The organism is Mariluticola halotolerans (assembly GCF_021611515.1).
GTDB classification, from domain to species: domain Bacteria; phylum Pseudomonadota; class Alphaproteobacteria; order Rhizobiales; family Devosiaceae; genus Mariluticola; species Mariluticola halotolerans.
Genome location: NZ_CP090960.1, coordinates 1,205,918 through 1,232,350, shown reverse-complemented (window position 1 = coordinate 1,232,350; position 26,433 = coordinate 1,205,918). Strand labels below are relative to the sequence as shown.

Genomic DNA, 26,433 nt, shown 5'->3' with positions numbered 1-26,433 from the left:
GGTGGCTTGCATTCGCTGTCAATTCATGAGATTTACATTGGCCATGAATGTTCAAATCCTCACTGCGATTCCCGGCGAAACCGCCGCATACCAGCTCGAAAAGCAGTTGCGGGAAGCTATTATTCAGTTGGAGCTATTGCCGGGCACGCGTCTGTCAGAGCAGGAAATTGCGACCCGTTACGGCGTATCGCGCCAGCCGGTACGTGAGGCGCTGATTGCCTTGGCCAAATCCAACCTTGTCGAGATCCGGCCGAATCGCGGCACCGTCGTGGTGCGTATTTCGGTGCAGCAAATGCTTGAGGCCCGCTTTGTGCGTGAAGCGGTGGAGACAGCAGTGGCGCGGCGGGCCTGCGAGAGTTTTGATTCCTGGGTGCTGCAACGGATCAAGACCAATCTTGAACAGCAGGAGCGGGCGGTGGCCAAAGGCGACCACATTGCTTTTGCGGATCTGGACCAGCAATTTCACCAGATGATTGCCAAGGGTGCAGGGTGCACGCTGGCCTGGTCAGCAATCGCTGACATGAAGGCGCATACGGATCGGGTGTGCAACCTCACCCTGAAATACCCAGATACCCGTGCCGACCTGCTGACCCAGCACCGCGCCATTCTTGATGCCATTATCGCGCGTGATGCTGATAAGGCCGAGCGGATCATGCGCGAGCACCTGCAATCGATTCTTGGTGACCTGTCGACAGTCGAGAGTGAATTCCCGGATCTCTTCGAGCAATCCTGAGCCGGATACGGGCGCTGGCCGAAGCGGTGAGGGGGTGCGTTTGCGCCGCACAACGGAAAATACGCAGGTCGCACTCTTTTCTTGAGTAAATTCTAAAACTCGCTTATATAGCACCTACGTGTTGCACTGATCTTGCGCTATCTAAACGTCCCGGTTCGCCGGTAAGCTTGGCTACCTCTTGATATTTGTGAACGTTCGACCGTAGGCGCAAGCGGCGTTTACGGCAATCAACCAGCTGCTTCGGCACGTGCCGATGCAGCGCACTAATCGCAAGAGGATATAATCATGGCGACTGGTACAGTAAAATTCTTCAACCACACCAAGGGCTTCGGCTTCATCGTTCAGGACGCTGGCGGCAAAGATGCATTCGTGCATATCTCTGCTGTTGAGCAGGCTGGTCTCAGCTCCCTCGACGAAGGCCAGAAGGTCAACTACGAGCTGCAGAGCGGCCGTGATGGCCGTGAGTCCGCGACAAACCTGTCGCTGGCTGACTAAGCCCTTTTTCGCCTCCGCAGCCTTTGGCGCGGAGACGATGTAAGGTTCGAAACCGCCGCTTCCGCAAGGAGGCGGTGGTTTTGTTTTGGCCGCGCCTATTCTTCCAGGTCGGCAATCAGCGCCTTCATTTGGGCAATTTCGCGCACCTGCGTCTCGGCAATCCCGTCCGCCAGCTCCCGCACGCGCGGATCGGTGATATGGGCCCGGCGGCTGGTCATGATGGCGATGGAGTGATGCGGGATCATCGCGCGCATATAAGAGACATCGTCCACTGTGGCCTGGCTGCGCACCAGCCATAACGAGCCGGCAAACACCACCAGCGCTGCAGCAAATATCGCAAGATTGGCGCGCGTGCTGGCATACATGTGGCGCATGAAGCCCAGCATCACAATCGCCATCGCCGCCCCCATTACCAGCGCCATATAGGCGCGGGTTTCCGAGAAGAACACGTGATCGATCTCATAGGTATTGAGATACATCAGCCCGAACATGACGATGGTGGAAGTGGCAATCATCGCCCCGAATTTCAAATAAGCCTGCATGGCGGTTCCCCTGTTCTGCCTTTTCACTCTGCTTATCCAACGCCTGATCACCGCTTTTGGTTCAATTTCCCGCCGCCAGCGCCCTCCGCGCCTGCCGCACCCACTCCGTCATTCCCGCGCAGGCGGGAATCAAGCAGCGGGCAGTCCTGCCTGCAAGAGACCTCTTCCGCACCGCCGCCGCGGTGCACTGGATCCCCGCCTGCGCGGGGATGACGATGGGGGTGGCGCGGGAATTGTCGTCGTCCGTTGGAATTCCACCCACCCCAAAACCCCGTCAGACCCAAAAGCCCACGGTGTCCATAATCAGGCGGCATGAGACGGTGCATGGCCCGTCTGAGTGATAAACAAATGAGACATGCACCGTCTCATGCAACCGGGATTTTTGGCGTGGCCTGTACTCTTAAAGCGCTGGGGCCCATCCCCGCTTCCTTTCGGAAGTACACCTGCCAACGGGGGCAGGCTGGTCGCGGCACAGTTTTGGCCTTCCCTGAGGCGACCCCCAAGGAACCCGGTCCCCTTCCACCCCGGACGTTCGTCGCGCCGGCGCCGGTGATGTGAAAAGGTGGGATGAGGATAAACGGGGTTTGGGGGGCGTCGATAAGTTTTGTGGAGAGGAAGGTCGCCGGGTCATGTGCATGCCGCTCTGGATTGCCGCGCGGCTTCGCCGCTCGCAATGACGACGAGGGATTTGTGTTTGGGTTTGTCCCTTACCTCATCCTGAGCTTGTCGAAGGGGGAGGAGCCATTTGTTGTCCTATCTCCAATCGTCATACTCGGGCTTGACCCGAGTACCCATGCGGTGGTGCAGCGACCACGGGTGGGCGTTCCGTCCTTTTGTATTTGCTGGTGCTTGGTCATGGGCCCTCGGGTCAGGCCCGAGGGTGACGATCTGGGGGGATGAGGGATTGGGGCGTTCCAAACCCACAACGTCATTCCCGTGCAAACGGGAATCCAGTGCACCGAGGCCTGTTTAATGCTGCAGAAAGCTTGCCGGTACGCCAAAAATTCACCTGAAAAGCGAAACGCCGCCTTTACCAGGCTGCCGCCTTTTGCTTGTGCACGCGCCTGCGTGGGTGCGTGATAAGGGCAAAGAGGGGAATGGTGATGAACTTTTCACGCCTGCCTTTGGTGCCGCAATTGCTGTTAGTGTCCGCCCTGCCCTTCGGTGCGGTGACATTTGTCCTCTCGCCTGACGCATTTATGGCCGGCACCCAGTCGATGTCCATGCAGGTGGTATCCGGCGGTTACGCCTCCGCTGGCGAATGCGTGATCAAGGGCAATATCAGCATCAATTCCGGTAAACATATCTACCATGTGCCCGGCCAGGAATTTTACACCCGAACCCGCATCAGTCCCGAATATGGCGAGCGCTGGTTCTGCTCCGAAGCGGAAGCGCAGGCCGCCGGGTGGCACAAGGCCCGGCGGTGAGGTGAGCCGGGACCGGGTGAATTTGAGTTCGACCGGGCAGGAGGTCTCCCCACCGGCATGGTGGCAGGCCGGTACTTGAGCATTTTGTCGATCTGGTGAAGTGTTACCCATGGGGTGAGTCTGTGCGCCGTCAGCGCACGACAAAAACGGGGGTAATGATGACCGATACTGTTCCTTACGCGGCGCGGCTGGATATTGAATATCCGGAACGCCTTGACCGCTTGACCACATTTTTCCGGCTGATCTGGGCCATTCCCATTCTGGTTATTCTCGGGTTGCTCACCAGCTCCGGCAGCGATGAAGGGAGCGGCATTTTGGCCGGACTTTTCCTCGCAACCCTTTTGATGATTGTTTTCAGGCAGAAATATCCACGCTGGTGGTTTGATTTCGCCCTTCAGTTCAACCGCTTCAACATGCGGGTGGCGGCCTATCTATTTTTGTTGACCGACAAATATCCATCCACCGATGAGCCCCAGAATGTGCATCTCGATCTGGATTACCCGGACGCGGAAAATGGGCTCAATCGCTGGTTGCCGCTGATAAAATGGTTTCTGGCCATCCCGCATTATTTGGTTCTGGTCGTGCTGCTTACCGGCGTGATCGCGGCGACCCTCATTGCCTGGTTCGTCATCCTTTTTACCGGGCGCTACCCCCGTGGCCTGTTCGATTTTGTCGTTGGCACCCTGCGCTGGGGCACGCGGGTCTGGGCTTATGCCTGGCTGCTGATCACGGACGATTATCCGCCTTTCAGCTTTAAATAGGGCACCGGCTCCCGCCTGGGATTGCTGCGCGCAATGACGCGTGCGTTTGGGGCCTTTTGTGTCCCTTACCTCATCCTGAGCCTGTCGAAGGATGGGCGGCAGGCACGGTGTTAAAACCCTCGTCCTTCTACAATCTCAGGATGAGGGGTTGGGAGCGTCACAACACCCCACAACGTCATTCCCGTGAAAACGGGAATCCAGCAGCGGGCAGTCCTGCCCGCAAGAAATACACCCTTGGCACCGCCGACGCGGTTCACTGGATCCCCGCCTGCGCGGGGATGACGAGGGGACTGTGAGGTCTCCTGACTTTACCCTCATCGTCATACTCGGGCTTGACCCGAGTACCCATGAGATATTGCGGCGCGATAAGTGGGCATGTGGTGCAGGTAGGTTTCGCCTGATCCCGCCCTGCGTCCGCGTGGCTGGTTGGTCATAGGCCCTCGGGTCAGGCCCGAGGGTGACGAATGGCGTTTAATCGGAAAATGGCCAGCCCTGAATGTTCAATCGATCCAGAAAGTTCCGATAGTAGTAATTGGAAGACAAATCGCTTCGATCATGAGGGCACCAGTCCACAAAACTATTCGTATAGAGCTGCGCTCTAGCCTCATCGGCCTCCTCTAATTTATTGGAATTTTCTAATTTCCGTATTCTGTGCAATTCTCCCGCGTATATTTTCCGGGGAAAATCTAAATCCGGGTGAAGTTTGGTGTCCTTTGTGCCGAAGGTTAAGTTCGCCTTCTCAGCTTCGCCTAAATAGTTAATTTCGGAGATATCGGCCGCCGCCAAAGAAATTCCGTAGATTTCGCCCATTGTAATCGATTCTGACATGGCACCCACCGGAATGATCGGACGATTTATGATGGCTGAATCAAATCTAGTGCCAAATAAATTTGATTGAGAAAAGCCGCTATGATTCAGTAATGCACCAAAGAACTGTGTTCCCATGAGGTCGCAATTTGAAAAATCTGCGGCTTCTATGCGGCAACGATGAAATTGTGCGGCGGCAAAGTTTCCTTTCCTAAAATCCACGCCAGAAAAATCGGCATTTCTAAAATCCAGCCTGAACTTTCTTTGGGTTTCGATTTTGATTTGGTCAACAGATCTTCGCGCTATGACCGTGATGACGGTCTGGATATCTGACCTCGGCCGAGGGCGCTTGCTCAACTCTTCAGTTGGCTCCAGTGATAACGCCGGGGCGTTTTCTCGTACATATGCACAAAGAATTTCCATGATTTGAATGTGGTCACGGGGGCTATCCTGAGCAATGCGCTCGAGGGCATATATTGAGCCGATGCGGACTTCTAAGTTTGGTTGAGAGCTTTCGAAAGTTTCGCGATCAACGATTTCTAATCCATCTGGTCGGAGTGCCGGTAATAATTTTCCTGCTTCGTCTCGCAACCATTCATCGTTGTGCCTTTGGTAACGCGGAGTTTCCACGACCTGTTTGATAGTTTTCTCAGCGCCTAACCCTTCGATGGCCTTATTGATGCGATCGGTGATGTTGCCTTGCTCTGCTATGTCAACCTGCTTCTGCGCTACTATTGAGCGCCAAACGAGGAAAGGCACGCCAACCAAAGCAGCAATCACAAGCCCCATATTTCGAATGGCTTCGTAACGTTCTGTTGCGGATTGAAATTGCTCAGATCCCAAGAGTACCATTGCAAACCGGAAAAAGGTGGCCGGTACGAAAAGCAGGGTCGCCATTATTATAGAGAACGAAACAAGGGCGCCAACCGATTTACTCTTGAAAACGCGGGGGCTGATACAGAGCCATTCGAGCAAGTTCCAACGGTCGTTTTGCATCCAACTAACTCCCCAATCGACTACACTTAACCCTAGCATTGCGAGCTCCGGCCTCAAGGCCTTATTGTTAACCTCGACGATCTGACTTGACCCCATCCAATTTCCCGCTTAACAATCCAGTCCTGAATTTTAATCGAGGAACCGAAAATGCGGTTTGACATTCTCGTAGTCGTTATGGAGCGCATTGGCGCCGCAGGTTGATAATCCCTGCGGACGGTAATGCGCGTGCAAGGCTCCCACAGGGGGCCTTTTTTATTGCCCTGAATTCCAGAGCCGCTAAAACGTCTGGAGATCGGGTTGGGAACGGAAGTCACAGGGGTCACCCACGTCATTTGAAAATGGCGGCCTGTCGCTTCCTCTGAATGAGGGTGAATTAGGAAACGAGGAGACGGCAGAATGGCCGAGAAAATGACCGGCGCGGAAATGGTGATCCAGGCTTTGCAGGATCAGGGGGTCGAACACATGTTCGGCTATCCCGGTGGCGCCGTATTGCCCATCTATGACGCGATCTTCCAGCAGGACCAGATTGAACACATTCTGGTGCGGCACGAGCAGGGCGCAACCCATATGGCAGAGGGCTATGCCCGTTCCACCGGCAAGGTCGGCGTGGTGCTTGTCACCTCCGGTCCCGGGGCCACCAATGCGGTGACCGGTCTCACCGATGCGCTGCTCGATTCCATTCCCATGGTCTGCATTACCGGCCAGGTACCCACCCCGTTGATCGGCTCGGACGCGTTCCAGGAGTGCGACACGGTGGGTATTACCCGCAATTGCACCAAGCATAATTATCTGGTGAAGCGGGTCGAGGATTTGCCGCGCATCATCCATGAGGCGTTTTATATCGCCGGTTCCGGCCGGCCCGGCCCGGTTGTTGTCGACATCCCCAAGGATGTGCAGTTTGCCATGGGCGAATATGTGAAGCCGGCCAATCTGACCAGCCACAAGAGCTATCATCCCCGGATGGATGGCGATCTCGACGCGATTGAAGCGGCGGTTGATTATATGCTGCGCGCCCGCCGTCCGGTGTTTTATACCGGTGGTGGCGTGATCAATGCCGGGCCGGAAGCCTCGGAAAACCTGCGCGAACTGGCAGAATTGACCGGCTTTCCCGTGACCTCGACCCTGATGGGGCTGGGCGCATTCCCCGCATCCAGCAAGCAATGGCTGGGCATGCTGGGCATGCACGGGCGCTATGAGGCCAATATGGCCATGCATGATTGCGATCTGATGATCAATATCGGCGCGCGCTTTGACGACCGGATCACCGGCCGGATTGACGCGTTCTCGCCCAATTCAACCAAGATCCATGTGGATATCGACCCCTCATCGATCAACAAGACCGTGATGGTTGATCTGCCGATCATCGGCGATTGCAATCGCGTGCTTGAAGAGATGATCCGCATCTGGCGCACCAAGACCAATGAATCGCGTGAAGCGGCGCTGGCTCCCTGGTGGAAGCAGATCGACAAGTGGCGCGCGGTCAAATCGCTGCAATACAAACCCTCGGACGAGGTGATCAAACCGCAATTCGCCATTGAGCGGCTGGCGGCGGCAACGAAGGACCGGGATGTCTATATCACCACCGAAGTTGGCCAGCACCAGATGTGGGCGGCGCAGTATTTCCCGTTTGAAAAACCCAATCACTGGATGACCTCCGGCGGGCTGGGCACGATGGGTTATGGCCTGCCGGCGGCAGTCGGCGTGCAGGTGGCGCATCGTGATGCGCTGGTGATCGATATTGCCGGCGAAGCCAGCGTGCAGATGACCATGCAGGAATTCTCCACCGCCATTCAGTATCGCCTGCCCATCAAGGTGTTCATTTTGAACAATGAATATATGGGCATGGTGCGCCAGTGGCAGGAATTGCTGCATGGCGGGCGCTATTCCTCGAGCTATTCGGAAAGCCTGCCCGATTTCGTCAAGCTGGCGGAAGCCTTTGGCGGCAAGGGCATTCGCTGCAAGGACCCAGCAGAGCTGGATGCAGCCATCCAGGAAATGCTCGATTATGACGGGCCGGTCCTGTTCGATTGCTGTGTGTCGAAAGAAGAAAACTGCCTGCCCATGATCCCATCGGGCAAGGCGCATAATGAAATGATCCTGCCGGACACCGCCGATATCGGCAATATCATCGATGAAAAAGGCAAGATGCTCGTTTAGGGCGTTGAAAGGGTAATGACGATGAACGCACATCTTCAGCCGAGCGGATCGGCCTATTTTCTCACCAAGGACACCAATGCGGTCGAACGGCACACTCTTTCCGTGCTGGTCGATAACGAGCCGGGCATTCTCGCACGTATAGCCGGGCTGTTCTCCGCGCGGGGCTTCAATATCGATAGCCTGACGGTCTCAGAGACCGAACATGAAAAGGGCCTGAGCCGCATCACCGTTGTGACGGTGGCCAGCCCCAAAGTGCTGACCCAGATCAAGCTGCAGCTGGAACGGCTCGTGCCTGTCCACAAGGTGCATGACCTGACCGCCGAGGGCAATCCGCTCGAGCGCGAACTGGCGCTCGTCAAGGTGGCGGGCAAGGGCGAGAACCGGGTGGAAACCCTGCGTCTGGCCGATGCCTTCCGCGCCCAGGTGGTGGATGCCTCCACCGAGAGCTTTGTGTTCGAAATCACCGGCAAGGCGACGAAAATCGAGCAGTTCATCGCCCTGATGGTGCCGCTTGGCATGGTCGAGGTGGTGCGCACAGGCCTCGCCGCCATCTCGCGCGGCCCGGAGCGGATGTAAGCGCCTAACCGCTGGCGCTAAGTTCCTCTGCGAGAAAATCGAACACCATTCTGACCCGCCGCGACGTGTTGAGCCCGCGGTGGGTCGTCAGCCACATCGGAAAAGTCATCGGCTTTATCTGATCGGGCAATACCCGCACCACATCAGGGTCCGCATCGCCGATTTTTTCTGGTGCCATGCCAATGCCAACCCCGTGCCGGGCAAACTGCCAATGCACGCAATGGTTGGCGGTGATGACGGTGAGGTTCTGGCGCGTAATTGTCAGCCCCAGCCCGTTGATCGCATTGAGATACTGGTCATTGGCCTCAAAACTGATGAAATCGGCGCGGTTGAGATCCGCCGGTGTCGCCGGATTGCCGATCCGCGCCAGATAGGCGGGGGTGGCATAGAACCGGGCATTCTGGTCATTGAGGCGTTTGGCAATCAGGTCCGGCTGGGTGGGGCGGAAACTGCGCAGCGCAATATCCGCCTCCCGCCGCCGCAAATCCATCGCCGCATTAGAGGCGACAACTTCCACCTCAATTCCCGGCGCTTTCTGGCGCAATCTGGCAATGATCGGCGGCAGCAAATAGGCGGATTCGATTTCGCTGGCGGTGAGGCAGATCGAGCCTTCAATGCTTTGTGCCTGGCCGGAGGCGGCCAGCGACATGCGCCCCGCAGCTTCCCCCATGGCGCGCACATGATCGAGCAATTCAATGCCGCTCGGTGTCAAAACCAGCCCGCGCCCGGCACGCTCGAACAGGATCACCCCAAGCTCGGCTTCCAGCGCATCCACCTGCCGCCCCAGCGTGGGCTGGGTCATGCCCATGGCCCGCGCCGCCGCCGACAGGGAACCTTCTTCTGCGGTGACCAGAAACGCGCGGGCACGGTTCCAGTCGAATTTCACATTGCGCCAATCCATGCGTATACGCATATCATATGAAGATGTTTCGTCAATTTACCGCGCAAAAACGCATGAATATATCTGTCGTCAGTTTTTGAAACACGAACGTATGGGAAAGACAGAATGAAAGCCGCAGTAAACGAGAATTATGGACCCGCCGAGAGCATCGAGATCAAGGATGTGGCACGCCCCGAGATCGGGGATGAACAGGTTCTGGTGCAAGTCTATGCCGCCCCGGTGACCACGGCGGACTGGCGTCTGCGCGCCTCGGCCTTTCCCGGCGGCTTGTGGCTGGTGGGCCGGTTGATGATGGGCCTGTTCGCCCCCCGCAACAAAGTGCTTGGCGTCGCCTTTTCCGGCCGTGTGGTCTCGGTGGGGGAGAAGGTGACAGGCCTGCGCATGGGCGATGCGGTATTCGGCTTTTCCGGCAGCGGCGCCCATGCCGAATATGTGGCGATTGATGCCGACAAGGCGATCACCGCAAAACCTGAAAACCTCGGCTATGCGGAAGCGGCTTCCCTTCCGTTCGGCGCGGCGTGCGCGCTGGTGTTCTTGCGGGATATCGCCAGGATCGAGCCAGGCTGGAAAGTGCTCGTGGCCGGTGCGTCAGGCGGCGTCGGCAGTTATGCCGTACAACTCGCCCGCCATTTCGGGGCAGAGGTGACCGCGATCACCAGCACGGGCAATATCGATATGGTGCGTGATCTCGGCGCGAACCACGTGATTGACTATACGCGGGACGATTATGCGCAAGGTTCAGCGCAATATGACCTGATTTTCGATGCGGCCGGGGTGACCCGCTATGGCGAGGCCAAACGGGTGCTGAAGAAAAACGGCATCTATCTGCCTCTCGAATTCGGTGTGAAAACCATGTTCCAGGCCTTGTGGGCCCGCTATGTCGATCACAAACGTATTCTGCTCAGCGTGTCGGGCGACAGCAAAAGTGATCTGGAAATTCTCGTTGGACTGATCAATGCCGGTGCCTTGCGCGGCGTGATTGACCAGCGCTTTGCCTTTGCCGACATTGTGGCCGCGCATCAACGGGTTGAGACACGTCACGCCCGGGGCACAGTTGTGGTCACCATGACGCCGGAAACCGCATAGGGCAGGTGGCAGAGCGGCAAGAACCCGGCTATACCCGTTGCAGAACGTTGCTTTTTTCGGGACCCTGCCGTGACCAAACTTTCCGTCAATCTGAATGCCGTGGCGCAACTCCGCAACCGGCGCGATGTGGGTTGGCCCAGCGTCACCGGCATCGCCCGGCTGGTGCTGGATGCGGGGGCTGCGGGCATTACCGTGCACCCGCGACCCGATGAACGTCATATCCGGCGCACCGATGTGTTTGAACTGCACGAGGTGCTCAGGGATTATCCCGAAGCGGAATTCAATATCGAGGGCTACCCGTCTAACGATTTTTTGGCGCTGGTTGAAAAGGTCAAGCCGCATCAGGTCACCTTTGTGCCCGATGACCCGGCACAGGCCACCTCCGATCATGGTTGGGACATTGGCGGAAATGAAGAGCTGCTGACCACCTCGATCACCCGGATGCACGCTTTGGGCATCCGCGTCAGCCTGTTTATCGACGAAGATCCGGGCGTCCCGGCGCTGGCAGCTGCTGTCGGTGCGGACCGCGTAGAACTCTATACTGGCCCTTATGGTGCCACCTTCCGGCTGCCGGAGGGGGCAATGCATTTGCAAGCGCTCGCCGCAACGGCCAGCGCTGCGAAAAGCGCCGCGCATAACGCCAGCACGGGCGGGGCGGGACTTGGCGTCAATGCCGGGCATGACCTGACCCTCGAGAACCTGCCCGCTTTTGTAGCTGCTGTGTCAGGGGTCGATGAAGTGTCCATCGGTCACGGCATCACGGCGGACGCGCTGGTACTGGGATTTGCCGAAGCGGTGCGGCGTTATCGGGATGTGCTGGCGGGCTGATTTGCCCGACGCCGGCTAATTCTTGTCTTTTTCCGCGTCAAAGCGTTCCCGGGCAGTCTGCACCTGTTCCGCATTGGCTTTTGCCCAACGGCCGAGCGCTGAAACGGGGCACAACAAATCACGCCCCAATTCGGTCAGCTCATATTCCACTTTCGGCGGTATCGTTGGGTAGACAGTGCGTTCAACAAAACCGTCCCGTTCAAGATTGCGCAGGGTCGTCGTCAGCATTTTCTGCGAGATCGTACCCACCTCGCGGCGTAGCTTCGAGAAGCGCATTTTGCCGTTTCCGAGCAGCGCAACCACCAGAATACTCCACTTGTCGCCAATCCGGGACAGCAGGTCGCTGACCAGGGCGCAGTCCTGATTGACCTCAAAGGGCTGCGAAGGTTCAGGTGCCTCAGTTACCTCAACGTGACCGTGTTTCAAAAAAGTGCCGTCTTGCATGTTGTTCCCGGTATTCATAATTCACCTAGTTACTAACGTATACCAACACCAGGAGCGAATTCCAATGCTTAAGATTGCAGTCATTATCTCCAGCACCCGCGACACACGCTTTGCTGACAAACCCGCCCAGTGGATCTTTGATCTCGCCAGCAAGCGTGACGACCTTGAGGTCGAGATGGTTGATCTGCGCGACTACAACCTGCCGTTCTTCAACGAAGCAGCTTCCAATCTCTGGATGCCGTCAACTGACGAAAATGCGGTGAAGTGGCAGAACAAGATTGCTGAGTTTGACGGCTATATCTTTGTTACCGCCGAATATAACCGCTCGATCACCGGTGCTTTGAAGAACGCACTCGATCAGGCCTACAAGGAATGGAACAAGAAGCCCGCAGCCTATCTTGGTTACGGTGCGATGGGCGCAACACGCGCTATCGAACATCTGCGCCTGATCAATGTTGAATTGCAGATGGCACCGGTCCGCGCCGGCGTGCATATCGGCGGTTCGGAATTCTTCAAGGTCCACCCCATGGGTGCCAATGGCGAGATTGCCGATATCGAAGAAGTCTTGCTGCCGGGCGCCAATGACATGCTGAACGAGTTGAGCTGGTGGGGCAATGCCCTCAAGACGGCCCGCAACGCAGGCTAGGCTCGGCACGAACGGACCTCCCAGTCCGTAGAACGGAAAAGACCGCCCCATGTGAACCATGCGGCGGTCTTTTTTAATGCGTGTTGTTAAGCGTCAGACTTTCAGCTTGTAACCGGTTCTGAAAATCCAGAACACGATGGCAAGACAGATCGCCATGAACAGGGCGATGGCCCCAAGACTGACCGTCACATCGACATCGGAAATGCCGTAAAAGCTCCAGCGGAAACCGGAGATCAGATAAACGATCGGGTTGAACAGGGTCACCGTCTGCCAGAAGGGCGGGAGCACCGAGATCGAATAAAAGCTGCCGCCGAGAAAGGCGAGGGGGGTGATGATCAACATCGGGACGATGTTGAGTTTTTCAAACCCGTCGGCCCAGATGCCGATAATGAAGCCGAACAGCGAGAAGGTGATCGAGGTCAGTGCCAGAAAGGCAATCATCCAGATGGGGTGCTGGATTTCGAGCGGCACAAACAGCCCCGCCGTGCCCAGAATAATCGCACCGAGAATGATCGACTTGGTTGCCGCCGCACCCACAAACCCGAGCACGATTTCCGGCGCGGCAATGGGGGCTGACAGCAATTCGTAGATCGTGCCGGTGAACTTCTGGAAATAGATGCCGATCGCTGCATTGGAGACGCTTTGCATGAGGAGCATCATCATGATCAGGCCCGGCACAATGAAGGCGCCATAGCTGACCCCGTCAATCTCCTCGATGCGGGTGCCGATCGCGGCACCGAAAACGACAAAATAGAGCGAGGTCGAAATGACAGGTGCGAGAATGGATTGCGCCAGCGTGCGGGCAGTACGGGCCATTTCCGCTTTGTATATGGTTGCGATAGCTTGATAGTTCATTTGGCCTCTCCCACCAGGTCGACAAAGATTTCTTCGAGCGAACTCTGCTTGGTTTCCAGATCGCTGAAGGTAATGCCGGCCGCGCTGAGCGTGGCGAGCAGGCTGGTGATACCGGTGCGTCCGGCCTTGGTGTCGTAGTCAAAGGTGAGAACGCTGCCATCTTGCGACAAGGCAACCGCGCCTGCATCAAGCCCCTCGGGCAGGGCGCTGAGCGGTTCGGTCAAGTGCAGGGTCAATTGTTTGCGCCCCATTTTACGCATCAACTCGGCCTTGTCTTCGACCAGCACCAGCTTGCCATTGGCAATCACGCCAACCCGGTCGGCCATTTCCTCGGCCTCGGCGATGTAATGGGTGGTCAGGATGATCGTCACCCCGGCCTCGCGCAATTTGCGCACCACTTCCCACATGCCCTGGCGCAATTCCACATCGACCCCGGCAGTGGGTTCGTCGAGAAACAGGATTTTGGGTTCATGGGCCAGCGCCTTGGCGATGATGACGCGCCGTTTCATGCCACCCGAAAGCGCCATGACCTTGCTGTCTTTCTTGTCCCAGAGGCTGAGATCGCGCAGCAGTTTTTCGATATATTCCGGGTTGGCACTTTTGCCGAACAGCCCCCGGCTGAAGGCGACGGTATCCCAGACCGTGGAGAATATATCGAGCGAGATTTCCTGCGGGACCAGCCCAATCTGGGAGCGGGCAGCGCGGAAATCCTTGATGATATCGTGGCCGCCAACCGTGACCTGGCCGGCGGAAGGATTGACGAGGCCGCAGGTGACCCCGATCAGGGTCGTTTTGCCGGCACCATTGGGGCCGAGCAGGGCAAAAATCTCGCCCGGCTGAATATCAAGGCTGACATCTTTCAATGCCTGAAAGCCGCCCTCATAGGTCTTGGAGAGATTCTGAATCGAAATAATGGGTTGCATGGAAATGATTTTGCATCCTGATTTGCGGACAAAAGGCGGGAAGTCGGCAATAGGTGGTGGTCCGCCCGCCTGAAGTCAAGCGGGCGCAGGTGCAAGTGCTGACAACTCCTGTCAGGGCGTGTCAGGTATTTGGCGTGTCTTCGGCCTGAAGGGCCAGCCGTACGGTCTGTGTGCTGGCCCAAAGCGCTGGCAGCCCCAACACGATGGCGGCAGCGATATAGCCCGGCTCGCCGAAATGAATGAGCCCGCCAAAAGCCCAAACAGCTCCTGCAACGGTGGCCCAAAGCTCAAGATTGATCAGCAATAATTCGGGCAGGGACACCAGCAGCGCCAGTGCGATGGCAGAGAGGGTAAGAGGGCGGTGCAGGGCCGAGGGGATGGAATCAGATGACTGGGACATTTCGTAAAACAGCCTGAAAGCGCTACCGGTTTCGAGCGCGACAGCATGATTGATTCCACCGCGAATGCGGTGGAATTGTGATCATGGCTGAGAGGTTTCTAGCGCCCTGATGCCGCGCTGCCGCCGCTGGACAGGATGACCGGCCCAGAAGCGGAAAATGGTTCAGCGGCGCCCACCCAGCGTCCGGTCCTTGGCGCGTACGGCATAGCCGGATTGCTTGGGCCAAAGCGCATAGGCGGTCTCCTCATCATCAAGCACGTGTATCGCGTGCAATGGCCAGTTGGGATCATCAAGGGCTGTGCGGGCCAGCCCGATCAGATCCGCCTTGCCCTCGGCAATAATCGCCTCGGCCTGCGCCGGTTCGGTGATCAGACCAAGAGCGATGGTGGCAATATCCGCGCCGGAGCGAACAGCCGCCGCCAGGGGCACCTGATAGGAGGGGCCTGTAGCGATCTGCGCGCCGGCAAAACCGCCCGAGGAACAATCGATCAGATCGACACCACGGCTTTGCACTTCCTGCGCCAGCACAACCGAATCCTCAACCTGCCAGCCATCGGGATGCCAGTCCTGCACCGAGAAGCGCATGAATAGCGGCTTTTCTGCCGGCCAGACCGCCCGCACAGCGTCGACGATTTCCAGCGCAAACCGCATCCGGTTCTCGCGGCTGCCGCCATATTCATCGGTACGTTTATTGGCCAGCGGCGAGAGGAACTGGTCGATCAGATAGCCATGCGCCCCGTGAATTTCGACCACATCAAACCCGGCTTCCCCGGCGCGGCGTGCGGCCTCCGCGAAATTGCGCACGAGGGCCTTGATGCCGTCCACCGAGAGTTCATCAGGCGTTTTATAGTCTTCAGCATGGGGCACGGCGCTGGGGGCAACCGGCGTCCAGTCGGCATAGGCATAGTCGATTTTCTCGGCCTCGGTTTCCGCAACCCCGCGCCGCCAGGGAATAGCTGTCGACGCCTTGCGGCCGGCATGGGCCAGCTGAATGCCGGCAGCGGCACCCTGGGCATGCAGGAAATCAACAATCTGCTTGAGCTTGTCGATATGGGCATCGTCATAAATACCGATATCGGCATAGGAAATCCGCCCCTCGGCACTGACCGCCGCCGCTTCCACAATCACCAGACCGAACCCGCCCAGCGCGAAGCGCCCCAGATGCACCAGATGATAATCATCGGCAAAGCCATCCTTTGCGGAATACTGGCACATGGGCGACACCACCGTGCGGTTCTTCAGGGTGAGTGCGCGCAGGGTGAAAGGGGAGAATAGATGGGACATGTAGAAATTGCCTTGGGACAGGTATTGGGAGGAGGGACCTAAACCTGCGCCTTTAATCTTTCATCGGCAAGTACCGATGAAAGAAAAATTCTCACATTGAAGTGAGTGCGACAAGCGCCTGCAAGAACAATGTCTCTTGTCATTTATCTGACATGTATTGAATCGTAAGCTTCGCATCATAAAGTTTCAGGGAACAGTTATGTCGATCACCATCTACCACAATCCCGCCTGCGGCACCTCGCGCAATACACTGGCCATGATCCGCCAGAGCGGGACAGAACCGGAGGTGATTGAATATCTTGAAACGCCACCCAGCCGCGAAAAACTGGTCGAACTGATCGGGGCGATGGATATTTCCCCCCGCGCCCTGTTGCGCCAGAAGGGCACGCCCTATGACGAACTGGGGCTGGGGGACGACAAGTGGTCCGATGACGAACTGATCGACTTCATGATGGCGCATCCGATTCTCATCAACCGGCCGATTGTGGTGACCGGAAAAGGTACAAAACTCTGCCGACCTTCCGAAGCGGTGCTCGATATTCTGCCCAATCCCGATATCGGGCGATTTGTGAAGGAAGATGGCGAAGTCATTGGCTGACCGCCTGATGCATCGGTTGTAAACGACGATCCTCTCAAGCAATCAGCCGCCACCGGGCTGACGCCTTGCCTGTACCAAAATCCCGCTTGCAATTTGCCGAACCGTAACGTACGGTACGGTAAAATTTGGCAAGCATCCGGGCCATAAAGAGCGCGGGGGATTGCCGGGGAGGGGTTTGTCCTTCGAGGTTGAAACGGTGCGGCGGGCTTGGCCCGGCGGTGCGGTTTCGACCCTAGGGCTTTCCCTTTTGAACATGTTTTACAGGCGGGCGCTTGGGCGCTTGGGCGCTGCCTGATCCTGAGGAATTTGGCTTGAGCACTGACACCGTCATTGCCGGACATGAGTTGACCCCGCGTCAGGGCGAGGTGCTGGATGCGGCGCTGTCGCTACTGGTGTCGGTGGGCGACAAGCTGACCATGAATGCGGTGGCGCGGCAGGCGAGCTGCTCCAAGGAGACGCTTTATAAATGGTTCGGCGACCGCGAGGGACTGTTGTCAGCGACCGTGCAATGGCAGGCGGCCAAGGTGCGTATGCCGCAGATCGACAAGGCCCGGCTCGATGCGGCGTCCTTGCGCCAAAGCGTTGAACAGTTCGGGCGCGACCTGCTGGCCGTCTTGGCCGGGCGCACTTCGGTGGCCCTGAACCGGATCGCCATCACCCATGCTGCCTCGGACAGTTCGGGGCTGGGGGGCGTGGTGCTTGAATATGGCCGGCGCACCATGGGCCGGCGGTTAAAGCCGGTACTGGAAGCGGGACGTGACGCAGGCCTTTTGGCCTTTGCAGATAGCGAAGAGGCGTTTCGCACCTTTTTCGGCCTGGTCGTCCGCGACGTGCAGGTGCGGCTCTTGCTGGGTGATACGCTCAGCCTTGAGCCTGATGAGATTGACGCCGATGCCCAAAGGGCCGCGGCGCAGTTTTTCGCTCTTTACGGGGCGAAGGGATAACCGGGCACATGCCCATAAATCTGAATGCGAGAACGGGAGAAACCAATGCGCGTTTATTATGATCGGGATGCCGATCTGAATATGTTGAAGTCCAAAAAGGTTGCCATCATCGGTTACGGTTCGCAGGGCCGTGCCCATGCCCTGAATCTGAAAGATTCCGGCATTACCGATATCGCTGTTGGCCTGCGCCCCGGCTCCTCCACCGCCAAGAAGGTGGAAGCGGACGGCCTCAAGGTAATGAGCGTTGCCGAAGTGGCCAAATGGGCCGACCTGATGATGATGGCGACCCCTGATGAATTGCAGGCCGACATCTATCGCGACGAAATCGCCCCGAACATCCGTGACGGCGCTGCAATCGCCTTCGCCCATGGCCTGAACGTACATTTTGGCCTGATTGAGCCGAAGGATACCGTTGACGTGCTGATGGTTGCGCCCAAGGGCCCCGGCCACACCGTGCGCGGCGAATTCGAAAAAGGCGGCGGCGTGCCCTGCCTGATCGCTGTCCATCATGACGCAACCGGCAATGCCCATGACCTTGGTCTCGCCTATGCATCAGGCGTTGGTGGCGGCCGTTCGGGCATCATCGAGACCAATTTCAAGGAAGAATGCGAAACCGATCTGTTCGGTGAGCAGGCTGTGCTTTGCGGTGGTCTGGTTGAACTGATCCGCGCCGGTTTCGAAACCCTGGTTGAAGGCGGCTATGCGCCTGAAATGGCCTATTTCGAATGCCTGCACGAAGTGAAGCTGATTGTTGACCTGATCTATCAGGGCGGCATTGCCAACATGAACTATTCGATCTCCAACACCGCTGAGTGGGGCGAGTATGTGTCGGGTCCGCGCATCATCACCTCCGAGACCAAGGCTGAAATGAAGCGGGTTCTCGCTGACATCCAGTCCGGCCGTTTCACCTCCGAGTGGATGCAGGAATACCGCGCCGGCGCATCGCGCTTCAAGGCAATCCGCCGCAATAACGACGCCCACCAGATCGAGGAAGTCGGCGCAAAGCTGCGCGAGATGATGCCCTGGATCAAGGCAGGCGCTTTGGTCGACAAGGACCGCAACTAGTCGGTTCGGAGCGATTTTTCCAGCCATGAAAGCCGCGGGACATGCGCCCGCGGCTTTTCTTATGGGCCTAACGCCGCCTGATCAGGGCATCCTTGCCCACTTTCAGAATGACATTGTCGCCGGAGATTTCCGAGATCTGGTCCGGGGTAACATAGCGGTCGGCAGCAAAAAGGCTTTCGCCATCAACCCGGATAAAGCCGCGTCGCATCAGGTCATCATGCATTTCGCTGGGCACCTGGTCGACGTGCAGGGTTTCAAGGATATTGGCGATCAGACCGCCGGGCTTGTTGTCCACGGGATTTGGCGCGACCTGCTCAACCGCGACGCTGGCCGGGTCCTCGTCAGACATCTTTATCCGGTCGACAGTACCGATCCTGTCGCCCGTATGGTCGAGCACGTTCATGCCCTCATAGACTTGTTCAAGTGGATTGTGCATCACGTCCTCCTGAGATGGCTCAAGAGGTAAACGGCCTATACCGCTCTCGGTTCCCGCAACAAAAGGGCGGTCGTGGCCCTGTTAGTGCTCAGTCAGGTCACCGCAACTGCCACGCAAGCTGTAAACGACCCCGGAATCCGTGTAATCCAGTTGGGCGTGGCCGCCAAAATCAACCGGCACGATCTGGCACATCAGCTTGCTGCCAAAACCCTGACGGGAAGGCGGTTGGACTGGTTGGCCGGTATTCTCGCTCCAGATAAAAAAGAACCTGTGTTTCGTATCGGTGTCCTCGTCCAGACCCCATTCAATGGTCAGGCCGCCATCCGTATGCTTGAGCGCACCATATTTCACGGCATTTGTCGCCAGTTCATTGACGGCTAGCGCCAGTGCCAGCGACTGGCGTTCATTGATGGAAATTTTGGGCCCCGTCATGCTGACCTGTTCACTGAAATTGCCGATATGAGGCTTCAGGGCATCGGTGACGACTTCAAACAGTTCCGCACTGTCAGATTGCCGCTCCAGAATCTTGCTGTGTGCTGTCGCCAGCGTTTCAATGCGATGCAGCAACGCCCCGCGCGCTTCTTCAACAGACTCGGCATTCCGCAAGGTCTGGTTGGTGATCGCGGAGACGGATCCCAGCATGTTCTTCATGCGGTGTTGCAATTCCCGGTTCAGAAAATCAGAGCGGCGCTGGGTCTCGACCTTGGATGTGGTTTCGATGACCGTATCCATCATGCCCGCAACATTGCCGTGCTCATCGTAAATCGGGCTGTAGCAGAAGGTAAAATAGGCTTGCTCGTCATAACCGTTGCGGTTGATGACCAGGGGAAAGTCCTCGATGAAAGTGGCATCGCCTGACATGGCGCGCTTGGCAATTGGCCCCAGATCATCCCAGACTTCCGCCCACACCTTGGCAAAGGGTGACCCGAGCACATTTTGTTTCTTCCCGAGAATGGGGGAGAACGCGGTATTGTAAATCGTAATGAGATCAGGCCCCCAGGCGATGGCCTTGGGGAAATGGGAACTCAGCATCATCCGGACGGCAACCTTGAGCGCCGCCGGCCACTCCGCCATAGGCCCGAGAGGCGTATCTTCCCAACGGTGCTCTGCGACTGCGCGCGACATGACATCTGCCGCTGGCGTTATAGTCTGGTCCATGCGTGCGGAGTTCCAGTTTCATCTCGCGACATTTAACTGACGCAGGCGACACAGCGCAAGTTTATAAAGGTCAAACAGCAGCCTAGGTGCAGTGCGTCATGAACGGCTTCTGCGGCTTTCCCCGAATTCAGGCCCATCAAAGTGGTCATAATAGGACCCTGTTCCCTGAAGGTCAGGTGGGTACCCTTTGCGGCGCTGGAAATTTCGACATGTTTTCCGCCAGGCCCGTCCGCGATAGCGAAGTAACGGGCGAAGTGATTTCGCTTTGCCAAAAATGCGCGGCCAACAGGCCAGAAGGGCTTGATTGCCGGGCAGCGGGGTGGTCTTGTGCCGCAAATCGGGCGCAGCTAGGAAACCATAATGACCGTTGCCACAGATATCGCGCGCATCATCGCGCAGGAACAGCAATTGGTCTTTGAAGGTTTCGACCCCGACATTGCCCTGGCGCTCGGACTGGATATCAAGGCGCGTGCAGAAGACATGGGCCAGGCGGTTGCCATAGATGTGCGGCTTTGGGACCGGCAATTATTCTGGTTCGCCATGCGGGGGACCACCGCCGATAACGCCGAATGGGTGCGCCGCAAGATCAACGTGGTCCGCCGGTTTCAGAAAAGCAGCTATCGCATGCTGCTGGAACGGGGCGGCGAGGGCGTGATGCAACCCCATTGGGGACTCGATTTTTCCAAATACGTGTTTGCGGGCGGCGGCTTTCCGATCACGGTGGAAGGGGTGGGGGTCGTTGGCGCGGTCACCGTCTCGGGGCTGCCGGGCCGCGATGACCATGGTCTGGTGGTAGAGGCGCTATGTGTCGCAACCGGCGCCGACCACGACGCGCTGGCCCTGCCACCGCAATAGAACCGCCGCCTGCGGTTGACAGACGCAGCGGTTTTCCCTGAGTTTTCCGTTTCGGAGACATAAAGATGCAACTTGCCTATACAGTTCTGGACGTTTTCACCAACAAGCCAATGACCGGCAATCAACTTGCCGTTGTCGGCAAGGCCGATGGATTGAGCGACGACCGGATGCAGGCCATCGCGCGGGAATTCAATCTGTCTGAAACTGTGTTTGTGCGGCAGCCGCTGGTTGAGCGGCATACGGCATCTCTGCGCATATTCACGCCCTCCATCGAACTGCCTTTCGCCGGGCACCCCACTATCGGCACGGCGGTGCTGCTGGGCTTGCAACAGCGTGCGGCGGCGGTGCGGCTGGAAGAGCCGATTGGCCTTGTGACCTGCATCATGGAGCGCGTCACGCGCAATTCCGGCGTTGCCCGTTTCAAGCTGCCCATATTGCCCGAGGAAAAGGGGCCGGGCCCAGCGATAGCTGATGTCGCCACAACCCTTGGCATTGCGCCTGATGAAATCGGCTGCGGTGCCTACACCACACCGATGCATTATTCCGCCGGGGTGGATTTTTATCTGGTGCCTGTCAGGAATGCCGAGGTTCTCAGCCGGGTGAAACTGGAACGGCGCGGCTGGAACGAGGTTTATCCCGCCGGCCACAACGCGGTCTATGTTTTCACTGAAACCCCGGAAGAACGCGGCAATGATTTCGCGGCCCGCATGTTTGCGCCCGGCATGGGTATTGGCGAGGATCCCGCGACCGGCGCTGCCGCGGCGGCCCTGATTGGCCTGATCGCCGCGGTCGGGCCGCACGAAACGGGGCAGGCAGGTTATCGTTTGCGCCAGGGCCATGAAATGGGCCGGCCCAGCCTGATTGAATTGCAGGTGGGGCTGGAGGACCGCAAGCTGGTGCATGGCGGCATTGGCGGTTCGGCAGTGATTGTGGCGGAAGGCCGGCTGGACCTGCCAGATTGAGCCGGGATGGGCACCCAAAAAACTTTATCGCCTTTCAAACCCCAAGGGTGCTATCCATTTGAAACGTGAACACTGAGGGGGCCTTCATGGACATTTTCGTCAATATTCTGGTTTTTCTGCATCTGGCCGCTCTGGTTTTCGGCATGGGCTCGGGTTTTGCCCTGTCCCGGCTTGGGCCCTATTATGGCCAGGTAGGTGAGGACGCCAAACTGAAACTGTTCGTTCTGGGGCGCCGTTACAGCAAAACCGCCAATATGGCGCTGGCTGTTTTGTGGATCACCGGCCTGCTGACGGTCTGGCTGAAATATGGTGGTGTTGCGGGGCTCTCGGGCTGGTTCTGGGCAAAAATGATTCTCGTGGTCATTCTCAGTGCTTCAATCGGCATGGGGTCTGCCGCCTACCGCAAATTCGTGGGTGGTGATGTGGGCGCCAGCTCTCGTGCGGCAATGGCCGGGCGCATCAACCTTGTGGCCGGGTTGGGGGTTATTCTGTGCGCTGTGTTTGCCTTTGCGTGACGACAACAGACTGGAAAATTTAACCCAAACTGCGGCACAGCGCTTCAAGGGCTTGCAGAACCGTATATTTTCGCGCATCTTAGGGTCACAAGGTGCCGTTTAGCACACTAGGGAAGTTTGATGCAGAATAGACGAGCCAAAGCGATAGCGATTGCACGGAGCGAGAACAACTCGCTGCGTCTACAGCTTATTGCGCTCGGTCTGTTGCTCCTTCCGGCACTTCTCCTCCTCCTTATCGGCCCCTAGGCACCGGCGGCTCGCGATGCGAGCGGGTGTGTAGGGGATAACGTCTTTTGCCGAACATTGAATTTGTCCGGCCGCGAAGCTTTCTGCTTCAAAGCCGTTTGATCAGGAAACGACCATGACGACCGAAACACCCGCGCCCCAGGGCAATACCGATCAGGTTTTCATTTTTGACACGACATTGCGCGACGGCGAACAATCGCCCGGCGCAACGATGACGCATCAGGAAAAGCTGCAGATCGCCGAAATTCTCGACGCCATGGGCGTCGATATTATCGAGGCCGGTTTCCCCATCGCCTCGAATGGCGATTTCGAGGCCGTTGCCGAAATCGCCCGCCGGTCCAAAAAATCTGTGATCGCCGGTCTGGCCCGCGCCATCATCGCCGATATTGACCGGGCGGGGGAAGCCGTGCGCCACGCCCAGCGCGGCCGCATCCATACCTTTGTCTCTACCTCGCCGATCCATCTGGCCCACCAGATGAAAAAGACCGAGGACGAGGTCATCGAGATCATCACGAAGACAGTGACCCATGCCCGCAACCTCATCGATGATGTGGAATGGTCGGCGATGGATGCAACCCGCACCCCGACCGAATTTCTGGTGCGCTGCACGGAAGCCGCCATCAAGGCAGGTGCGACCACCATCAATCTGCCCGATACGGTCGGCTATTCGACGCCGCAGGATTATTATCAGCTGTTCCATGATGTGATCGAGCGCGTGCCGGACAGCGACAAGGCGATTTTCTCGGTTCATTGCCATAATGATCTGGGCATGGCCGTGGCCAATTCCATCGCCGGTGTCCGTGCCGGTGCACGGCAGGTTGAATGCACCATCAATGGTCTGGGCGAGCGCGCCGGCAATGCGGCCCTTGAAGAGATCGTTATGGCCATCCGCACCCGTGGCGATGCCTTGCCCTATCATACCGGCATCGAAACCACCCATCTGGCCCGCGCCTCCAAGGTCGTGGCAGCGGCGGCGAATTTCCCCGTCCAGTACAACAAGGCTATTGTCGGCAAGAACGCCTTTGCCCATGAAAGCGGTATTCATCAGGACGGCATGCTGAAAAACGCCGAAACCTATGAAATCATGACCCCGGAAAGCGTCGGCATCAAATCGACCTCCCTGGTCATGGGCAAGCATTCAGGCCGCCATGCCTTCAAGGAGAAGTTGAAGGAATTGGGCTATGATCTGGGTGACAACCAGTTCCAGGAAGCCTTCCAGCGTTTCAAGGATCTGGCCGACAAGAAAAAGCACGTCTATGACGCTGATATCGTCGCTCTGGTCGATGATGAAGTGGGTTCTGCCTCCGACCGTATCCGGCTGGTCGACATGGAAGTTGTCTCCAAGACCGGCGGTGTGCACCGCTGCGACATGACCTTGTCCATCGATGGCGAAAACAGCACGGTCAGCGTTGAGGGCACCGGCTCGGTCGACGCGATTTTCAATGCCATCAAGACAGCCGTCAAAGCTGACCCGCATCTGGTGCTTTATGGTGTCGATGCGGTGACGGGCGGCACGGACGCGCAGGCCAATGCTCATGTGCGTCTCGAAATGAACAACCGCATCGTCTCGGGCAATGCCGCCGAAGCGGATACGCTGGTCGCCTCGGCCCGCGCCTATCTCAATGCCTATAACCGCTTGCTGGTCGAGCGCGGAGCCTCGGCACAGGGCGCGCTGGCCGGATAGGCCTCAAGGCCCCGAACAGATTTAAAGGCTCGCTGGTGATCGCCTGCGGGCCTTTTTTATATACCGGGGCGTTCACACTTGATGCCCGGTCCAACACAAGCCCGTGAGATGGCTGAAACTTCCATTGTGTTGCCCCGTTACTCCTGCACAGATCAAGAAAAGCGCCAATGACGGCACAAAACGATCCGGAGTGAAGTGATGACAATCAGAAACGGACTGATGGCCTGGGGCACAGCCGCGGCCATGGTGATGGGCAACACGGCAATGGCCGGCGCTGCGGACACAAAGACCGCGGTCTTCGCGGGCGGCTGTTTCTGGTGCGTGGAAAGCGATTTTGACCATGTCGATGGCGTTCTCGCAACGATCTCCGGCTATACCGGCGGCACGCTGGAAAACCCCACCTACAAGGATGTCACAAAGGGCGGCACCGGCCATTATGAGGCGGTCGAGATCACCTATGACCCTGCAAAGGTGACCTATGATGAATTGATGGTCGCCTTCTGGCATTCGGTGGACCCAACCGATGCCGGTGGCCAGTTCTGTGACCGGGGCGACAGCTATCGCACAGCAGTTTTTGTGACACCCGAACAGCGGGAAGTGGCGGAAGCATCAAAGGCGGCGGTTGCGGGCGAAATCAGCGCGCCGATCGTTACCGAAATTCTCGATGTGGCGACCTTTTATCCGGCAGAAGATTACCATCAGGATTACTACACCAAAAACCCGGTGCGCTATAATTTCTACCGCCTGTCCTGCGGGCGCAATCAGCGGGTCGACGACGTGTGGGGTGCCAATTCCTATCTCGGCATCAAACACTAGAATAGCGTCAGCAAAAGCAGCCCCGGCGCGCCTGAAAGCGGCCGGGGCCATTGTTTATTGCTTCTGTGTGAGGAGAGCTTCCGCCTGCACAACGTTGATGTCGAGCTTGTTGTACGGAATTTCGATGCCGGCCTTGTCAAAGGCAAGTTTCGCCTCTTCGGTGAACTGGAACAGCGCATCCCAGTAGTCCGACGTCGGCACCCAAAGGCGCAACAGCATGGTCACGGCACTGTCGCCGAGGGTTTCGACATAAACCACGGGCGCCGGGTCGGGCAGGACGCGCTTGTCGCCTGTCGCGATTTTCATCATCGCCTTGCGGGCCGCCGCAATATCCGCGTCATAGGCAATGCCTACCCGCAAATCGATGCGCCGCCGGGTCTCGCGGCTGTAATTGGTAATGGCGGAATTCCACAGCTGCGAATTCGGCACAAACACATAAACCCCGTCCGCCGTGCGCAACCGCGTGCCGAACAGGCCGATTTCCACCACCGTGCCGGCCACGCCCTGACCATCAATATACTCGCCGGTTGAAACCGGCCGCAGCCAGATCAGCATAACCCCTGAGGCCACGTTGGACAGCGTGCCCTGCAAGGCCAGCGCGATGGCAAGGCCGGCCGCACCCAGAACGGCCAGCACCGAAGTGGTTTGCACCCCGAGCTGGCTGAGGGCGATAACGACAGTAAAAATCAGAATGCCATAGCGGGCACTTTGTGCGAGCAGGGGGGCGATGGTCTTGTCAACGCCGCGCGCATTGGGCAGCAAATTTGTGACCATTCCCGCCACAAAACGTGCGGCTGTCCAGCCGACGACAAGAATGATGATCGCCGTTGCGAGCGAGGCCACATTGTTGATGAGCCATTCGGACGAAACGGAATAGAGTTCGGCGGCTTGCATAAAGGCTGGTTCCTGAGTTTCCGGTGAGAACTGGTTATTCATACTATCAAACCAGCACATTATTAAAAGTGCCGAGCTTTTTGTGGACAGGTGTTCCAAGCTTTGCTAGAGAGGCCCATCTTCCGCGCCAGCAGGGGCCACGCACTTTGTGTAATGGCTGAAAATGGCAGGGATTTGGGTGTGTAGCTCAGTTGGTAGAGCAGCTGACTCTTAATCAGCGGGTCTGGGGTTCGAGCCCCCACTCACCCACCAAATATTTCAATGACTTAGCGTTTTGGCGAATCCCGAAAAATAAAGTGACGTCCAAATGACGTCCAGCTGGAAAAATTATTCCTGCCTCTACAGCGCAAATTTGGGGAATTCGCACCAGCCTAAGTCATGAATGCAGTTGAGTAGGCT

General features: G+C 57.6%; 28 protein-coding genes and 1 tRNA gene. 18 read left to right on the top strand and 11 right to left on the bottom strand.

Annotated elements, in window-relative coordinates:
- Positions 1–43: 43 nt before the first annotated feature.
- Complete coding sequence (locus L1P08_RS05950) at positions 44–733, top strand: GntR family transcriptional regulator (RefSeq protein ID WP_303619084.1); 690 nt, start codon at positions 44–46, stop codon at positions 731–733.
- A gap of 285 nt (positions 734–1,018) precedes the next feature.
- The gene (locus L1P08_RS05945; protein WP_303619083.1) at positions 1,019–1,228 is read left to right on the top strand and encodes a cold-shock protein; all 210 of its coding nucleotides are present in this window, start codon (positions 1,019–1,021) and stop codon (positions 1,226–1,228) included.
- 95 nt (positions 1,229–1,323) lie between these two features.
- Here the strand turns inward: L1P08_RS05945 and L1P08_RS05940 are convergent, their stop codons facing one another.
- Positions 1,324–1,770, bottom strand: a complete 447-nt coding sequence (locus L1P08_RS05940) for a DUF305 domain-containing protein (RefSeq protein WP_303619082.1) — start codon at positions 1,768–1,770, stop codon at positions 1,324–1,326.
- Positions 1,771–2,873: 1,103 nt separating this feature from the next.
- On the opposite strand from L1P08_RS05940, the gene L1P08_RS05935 reads away from it, so the two are divergent.
- Positions 2,874–3,197: a sunset domain-containing protein gene (locus tag L1P08_RS05935; protein WP_303619081.1), complete on the top strand. Its 324-nt coding sequence runs from the start codon at positions 2,874–2,876 to the stop codon at positions 3,195–3,197.
- A 158-nt stretch (positions 3,198–3,355) separates the two neighbouring features.
- On the top strand, positions 3,356–3,958 hold the full coding sequence (locus L1P08_RS05930) for a DUF4389 domain-containing protein (protein ID WP_303619080.1): 603 nt from the start codon (positions 3,356–3,358) through the stop codon (positions 3,956–3,958).
- A 471-nt stretch (positions 3,959–4,429) separates the two neighbouring features.
- Here the strand turns inward: L1P08_RS05930 and L1P08_RS05925 are convergent, their stop codons facing one another.
- Complete coding sequence (locus tag L1P08_RS05925; protein WP_303619079.1) at positions 4,430–5,761, bottom strand: pentapeptide repeat-containing protein; 1,332 nt, start codon at positions 5,759–5,761, stop codon at positions 4,430–4,432.
- Positions 5,762–6,157: 396 nt separating this feature from the next.
- On the opposite strand from L1P08_RS05925, the gene L1P08_RS05920 reads away from it, so the two are divergent.
- Positions 6,158–7,918 (top strand): acetolactate synthase 3 large subunit, encoded by a 1,761-nt coding sequence (locus L1P08_RS05920; RefSeq protein WP_303619078.1) that lies wholly within the window; start codon positions 6,158–6,160, stop codon positions 7,916–7,918.
- Positions 7,919–7,939: 21 nt separating this feature from the next.
- Positions 7,940–8,494: an acetolactate synthase small subunit gene (gene ilvN / locus L1P08_RS05915; RefSeq protein WP_303619077.1), complete on the top strand. Its 555-nt coding sequence runs from the start codon at positions 7,940–7,942 to the stop codon at positions 8,492–8,494.
- 4 nt (positions 8,495–8,498) lie between these two features.
- On the opposite strand, the gene L1P08_RS05910 is transcribed toward ilvN, so the two are convergent.
- A complete protein-coding gene (locus L1P08_RS05910; RefSeq protein ID WP_303619076.1) occupies positions 8,499–9,395 on the bottom strand; it encodes a LysR family transcriptional regulator in 897 nt (298 codons plus the stop codon).
- Positions 9,396–9,500: 105 nt separating this feature from the next.
- Between L1P08_RS05910 and L1P08_RS05905 the strand changes: the two genes are divergently transcribed.
- Both L1P08_RS05905 and L1P08_RS05900 read left to right on the top strand, forming a co-directional pair.
- On the top strand, positions 9,501–10,481 hold the full coding sequence (locus L1P08_RS05905) for an NAD(P)-dependent alcohol dehydrogenase (protein WP_303619075.1): 981 nt from the start codon (positions 9,501–9,503) through the stop codon (positions 10,479–10,481).
- Between the two features lie 69 nt (positions 10,482–10,550).
- Positions 10,551–11,309: a pyridoxine 5'-phosphate synthase gene (locus L1P08_RS05900; protein WP_303619074.1), complete on the top strand. Its 759-nt coding sequence runs from the start codon at positions 10,551–10,553 to the stop codon at positions 11,307–11,309.
- Positions 11,310–11,324: 15 nt separating this feature from the next.
- Here L1P08_RS05900 and L1P08_RS05895 read toward each other — a convergent pair whose 3' ends face one another.
- Complete coding sequence (locus L1P08_RS05895) at positions 11,325–11,753, bottom strand: winged helix-turn-helix transcriptional regulator (protein WP_303619073.1); 429 nt, start codon at positions 11,751–11,753, stop codon at positions 11,325–11,327.
- Positions 11,754–11,817: 64 nt separating this feature from the next.
- On the opposite strand from L1P08_RS05895, the gene L1P08_RS05890 reads away from it, so the two are divergent.
- Positions 11,818–12,399 (top strand): NADPH-dependent FMN reductase, encoded by a 582-nt coding sequence (locus L1P08_RS05890; RefSeq protein ID WP_303619072.1) that lies wholly within the window; start codon positions 11,818–11,820, stop codon positions 12,397–12,399.
- Positions 12,400–12,492: 93 nt separating this feature from the next.
- Here L1P08_RS05890 and L1P08_RS05885 read toward each other — a convergent pair whose 3' ends face one another.
- The 4 genes from L1P08_RS05885 to L1P08_RS05870 all read right to left on the bottom strand — a co-directional run bounded on the left by L1P08_RS05885 (position 12,493) and on the right by L1P08_RS05870 (position 15,861).
- Positions 12,493–13,254: an ABC transporter permease gene (locus L1P08_RS05885; protein ID WP_303619071.1), complete on the bottom strand. Its 762-nt coding sequence runs from the start codon at positions 13,252–13,254 to the stop codon at positions 12,493–12,495.
- Positions 13,251–14,177 (bottom strand): ABC transporter ATP-binding protein, encoded by a 927-nt coding sequence (locus tag L1P08_RS05880; protein WP_303619070.1) that lies wholly within the window; start codon positions 14,175–14,177, stop codon positions 13,251–13,253. Before L1P08_RS05880 ends, L1P08_RS05885 begins: the two co-directional genes overlap by 4 nt.
- 121 nt (positions 14,178–14,298) lie before the next feature.
- Positions 14,299–14,577, bottom strand: a complete 279-nt coding sequence (locus L1P08_RS05875) for a hypothetical protein (RefSeq protein ID WP_303619069.1) — start codon at positions 14,575–14,577, stop codon at positions 14,299–14,301.
- A 162-nt stretch (positions 14,578–14,739) separates the two neighbouring features.
- Positions 14,740–15,861, bottom strand: a complete 1,122-nt coding sequence (locus tag L1P08_RS05870; protein WP_303619068.1) for an NADH:flavin oxidoreductase/NADH oxidase — start codon at positions 15,859–15,861, stop codon at positions 14,740–14,742.
- Between the two features lie 199 nt (positions 15,862–16,060).
- Between L1P08_RS05870 and arsC the strand changes: the two genes are divergently transcribed.
- From arsC to ilvC, 3 genes are all read left to right on the top strand, one after another.
- Positions 16,061–16,459, top strand: coding sequence for an arsenate reductase (glutaredoxin) (gene arsC, locus L1P08_RS05865; protein WP_303619067.1), 399 nt, complete (start codon positions 16,061–16,063; stop codon positions 16,457–16,459).
- 311 nt (positions 16,460–16,770) lie between these two features.
- The gene (locus L1P08_RS05860) at positions 16,771–17,403 is read left to right on the top strand and encodes a TetR/AcrR family transcriptional regulator (RefSeq protein ID WP_303619066.1); all 633 of its coding nucleotides are present in this window, start codon (positions 16,771–16,773) and stop codon (positions 17,401–17,403) included.
- Positions 17,404–17,448: 45 nt separating this feature from the next.
- Positions 17,449–18,468: a ketol-acid reductoisomerase gene (gene ilvC, locus L1P08_RS05855; RefSeq protein ID WP_303619065.1), complete on the top strand. Its 1,020-nt coding sequence runs from the start codon at positions 17,449–17,451 to the stop codon at positions 18,466–18,468.
- A 67-nt stretch (positions 18,469–18,535) separates the two neighbouring features.
- On the opposite strand, the gene L1P08_RS05850 is transcribed toward ilvC, so the two are convergent.
- Together L1P08_RS05850 and L1P08_RS05845 are read right to left on the bottom strand one after the other, a co-directional pair.
- On the bottom strand, positions 18,536–18,904 hold the full coding sequence (locus tag L1P08_RS05850) for a hypothetical protein (RefSeq protein WP_303619064.1): 369 nt from the start codon (positions 18,902–18,904) through the stop codon (positions 18,536–18,538).
- Positions 18,905–18,985: 81 nt separating this feature from the next.
- A complete protein-coding gene (locus L1P08_RS05845; protein ID WP_303619063.1) occupies positions 18,986–20,062 on the bottom strand; it encodes a sensor histidine kinase in 1,077 nt (358 codons plus the stop codon).
- Positions 20,063–20,422: 360 nt separating this feature from the next.
- Here L1P08_RS05845 and L1P08_RS05840 point away from each other — a divergent pair, with 360 nt between their 5' ends.
- The 5 genes from L1P08_RS05840 to msrA all read left to right on the top strand — a co-directional run bounded on the left by L1P08_RS05840 (position 20,423) and on the right by msrA (position 25,140).
- Positions 20,423–20,917: a heme-degrading domain-containing protein gene (locus tag L1P08_RS05840; protein ID WP_303619062.1), complete on the top strand. Its 495-nt coding sequence runs from the start codon at positions 20,423–20,425 to the stop codon at positions 20,915–20,917.
- A 65-nt stretch (positions 20,918–20,982) separates the two neighbouring features.
- Positions 20,983–21,879, top strand: coding sequence for a PhzF family phenazine biosynthesis protein (locus tag L1P08_RS05835; protein WP_303619061.1), 897 nt, complete (start codon positions 20,983–20,985; stop codon positions 21,877–21,879).
- A gap of 86 nt (positions 21,880–21,965) precedes the next feature.
- On the top strand, positions 21,966–22,394 hold the full coding sequence (locus tag L1P08_RS05830) for a HemJ family protein (RefSeq protein WP_303619060.1): 429 nt from the start codon (positions 21,966–21,968) through the stop codon (positions 22,392–22,394).
- Positions 22,395–22,755: 361 nt separating this feature from the next.
- Positions 22,756–24,324 carry a 2-isopropylmalate synthase gene (locus L1P08_RS05825; protein WP_303619059.1) on the top strand — a complete coding sequence of 523 codons (1,569 nt, stop codon included), beginning with the start codon at positions 22,756–22,758 and terminating at the stop codon, positions 24,322–24,324.
- 198 nt (positions 24,325–24,522) lie between these two features.
- Complete coding sequence (gene msrA, locus L1P08_RS05820) at positions 24,523–25,140, top strand: peptide-methionine (S)-S-oxide reductase MsrA (RefSeq protein WP_368077126.1); 618 nt, start codon at positions 24,523–24,525, stop codon at positions 25,138–25,140.
- Positions 25,141–25,194: 54 nt separating this feature from the next.
- Here msrA and L1P08_RS05815 read toward each other — a convergent pair whose 3' ends face one another.
- Positions 25,195–26,034 carry a mechanosensitive ion channel family protein gene (locus L1P08_RS05815; RefSeq protein WP_303619058.1) on the bottom strand — a complete coding sequence of 280 codons (840 nt, stop codon included), beginning with the start codon at positions 26,032–26,034 and terminating at the stop codon, positions 25,195–25,197.
- Between the two features lie 176 nt (positions 26,035–26,210).
- Between L1P08_RS05815 and L1P08_RS05810 the strand changes: the two genes are divergently transcribed.
- Positions 26,211–26,286: transfer RNA gene (locus L1P08_RS05810), tRNA-Lys, on the top strand.
- Positions 26,287–26,433 lie beyond the last annotated feature (147 nt).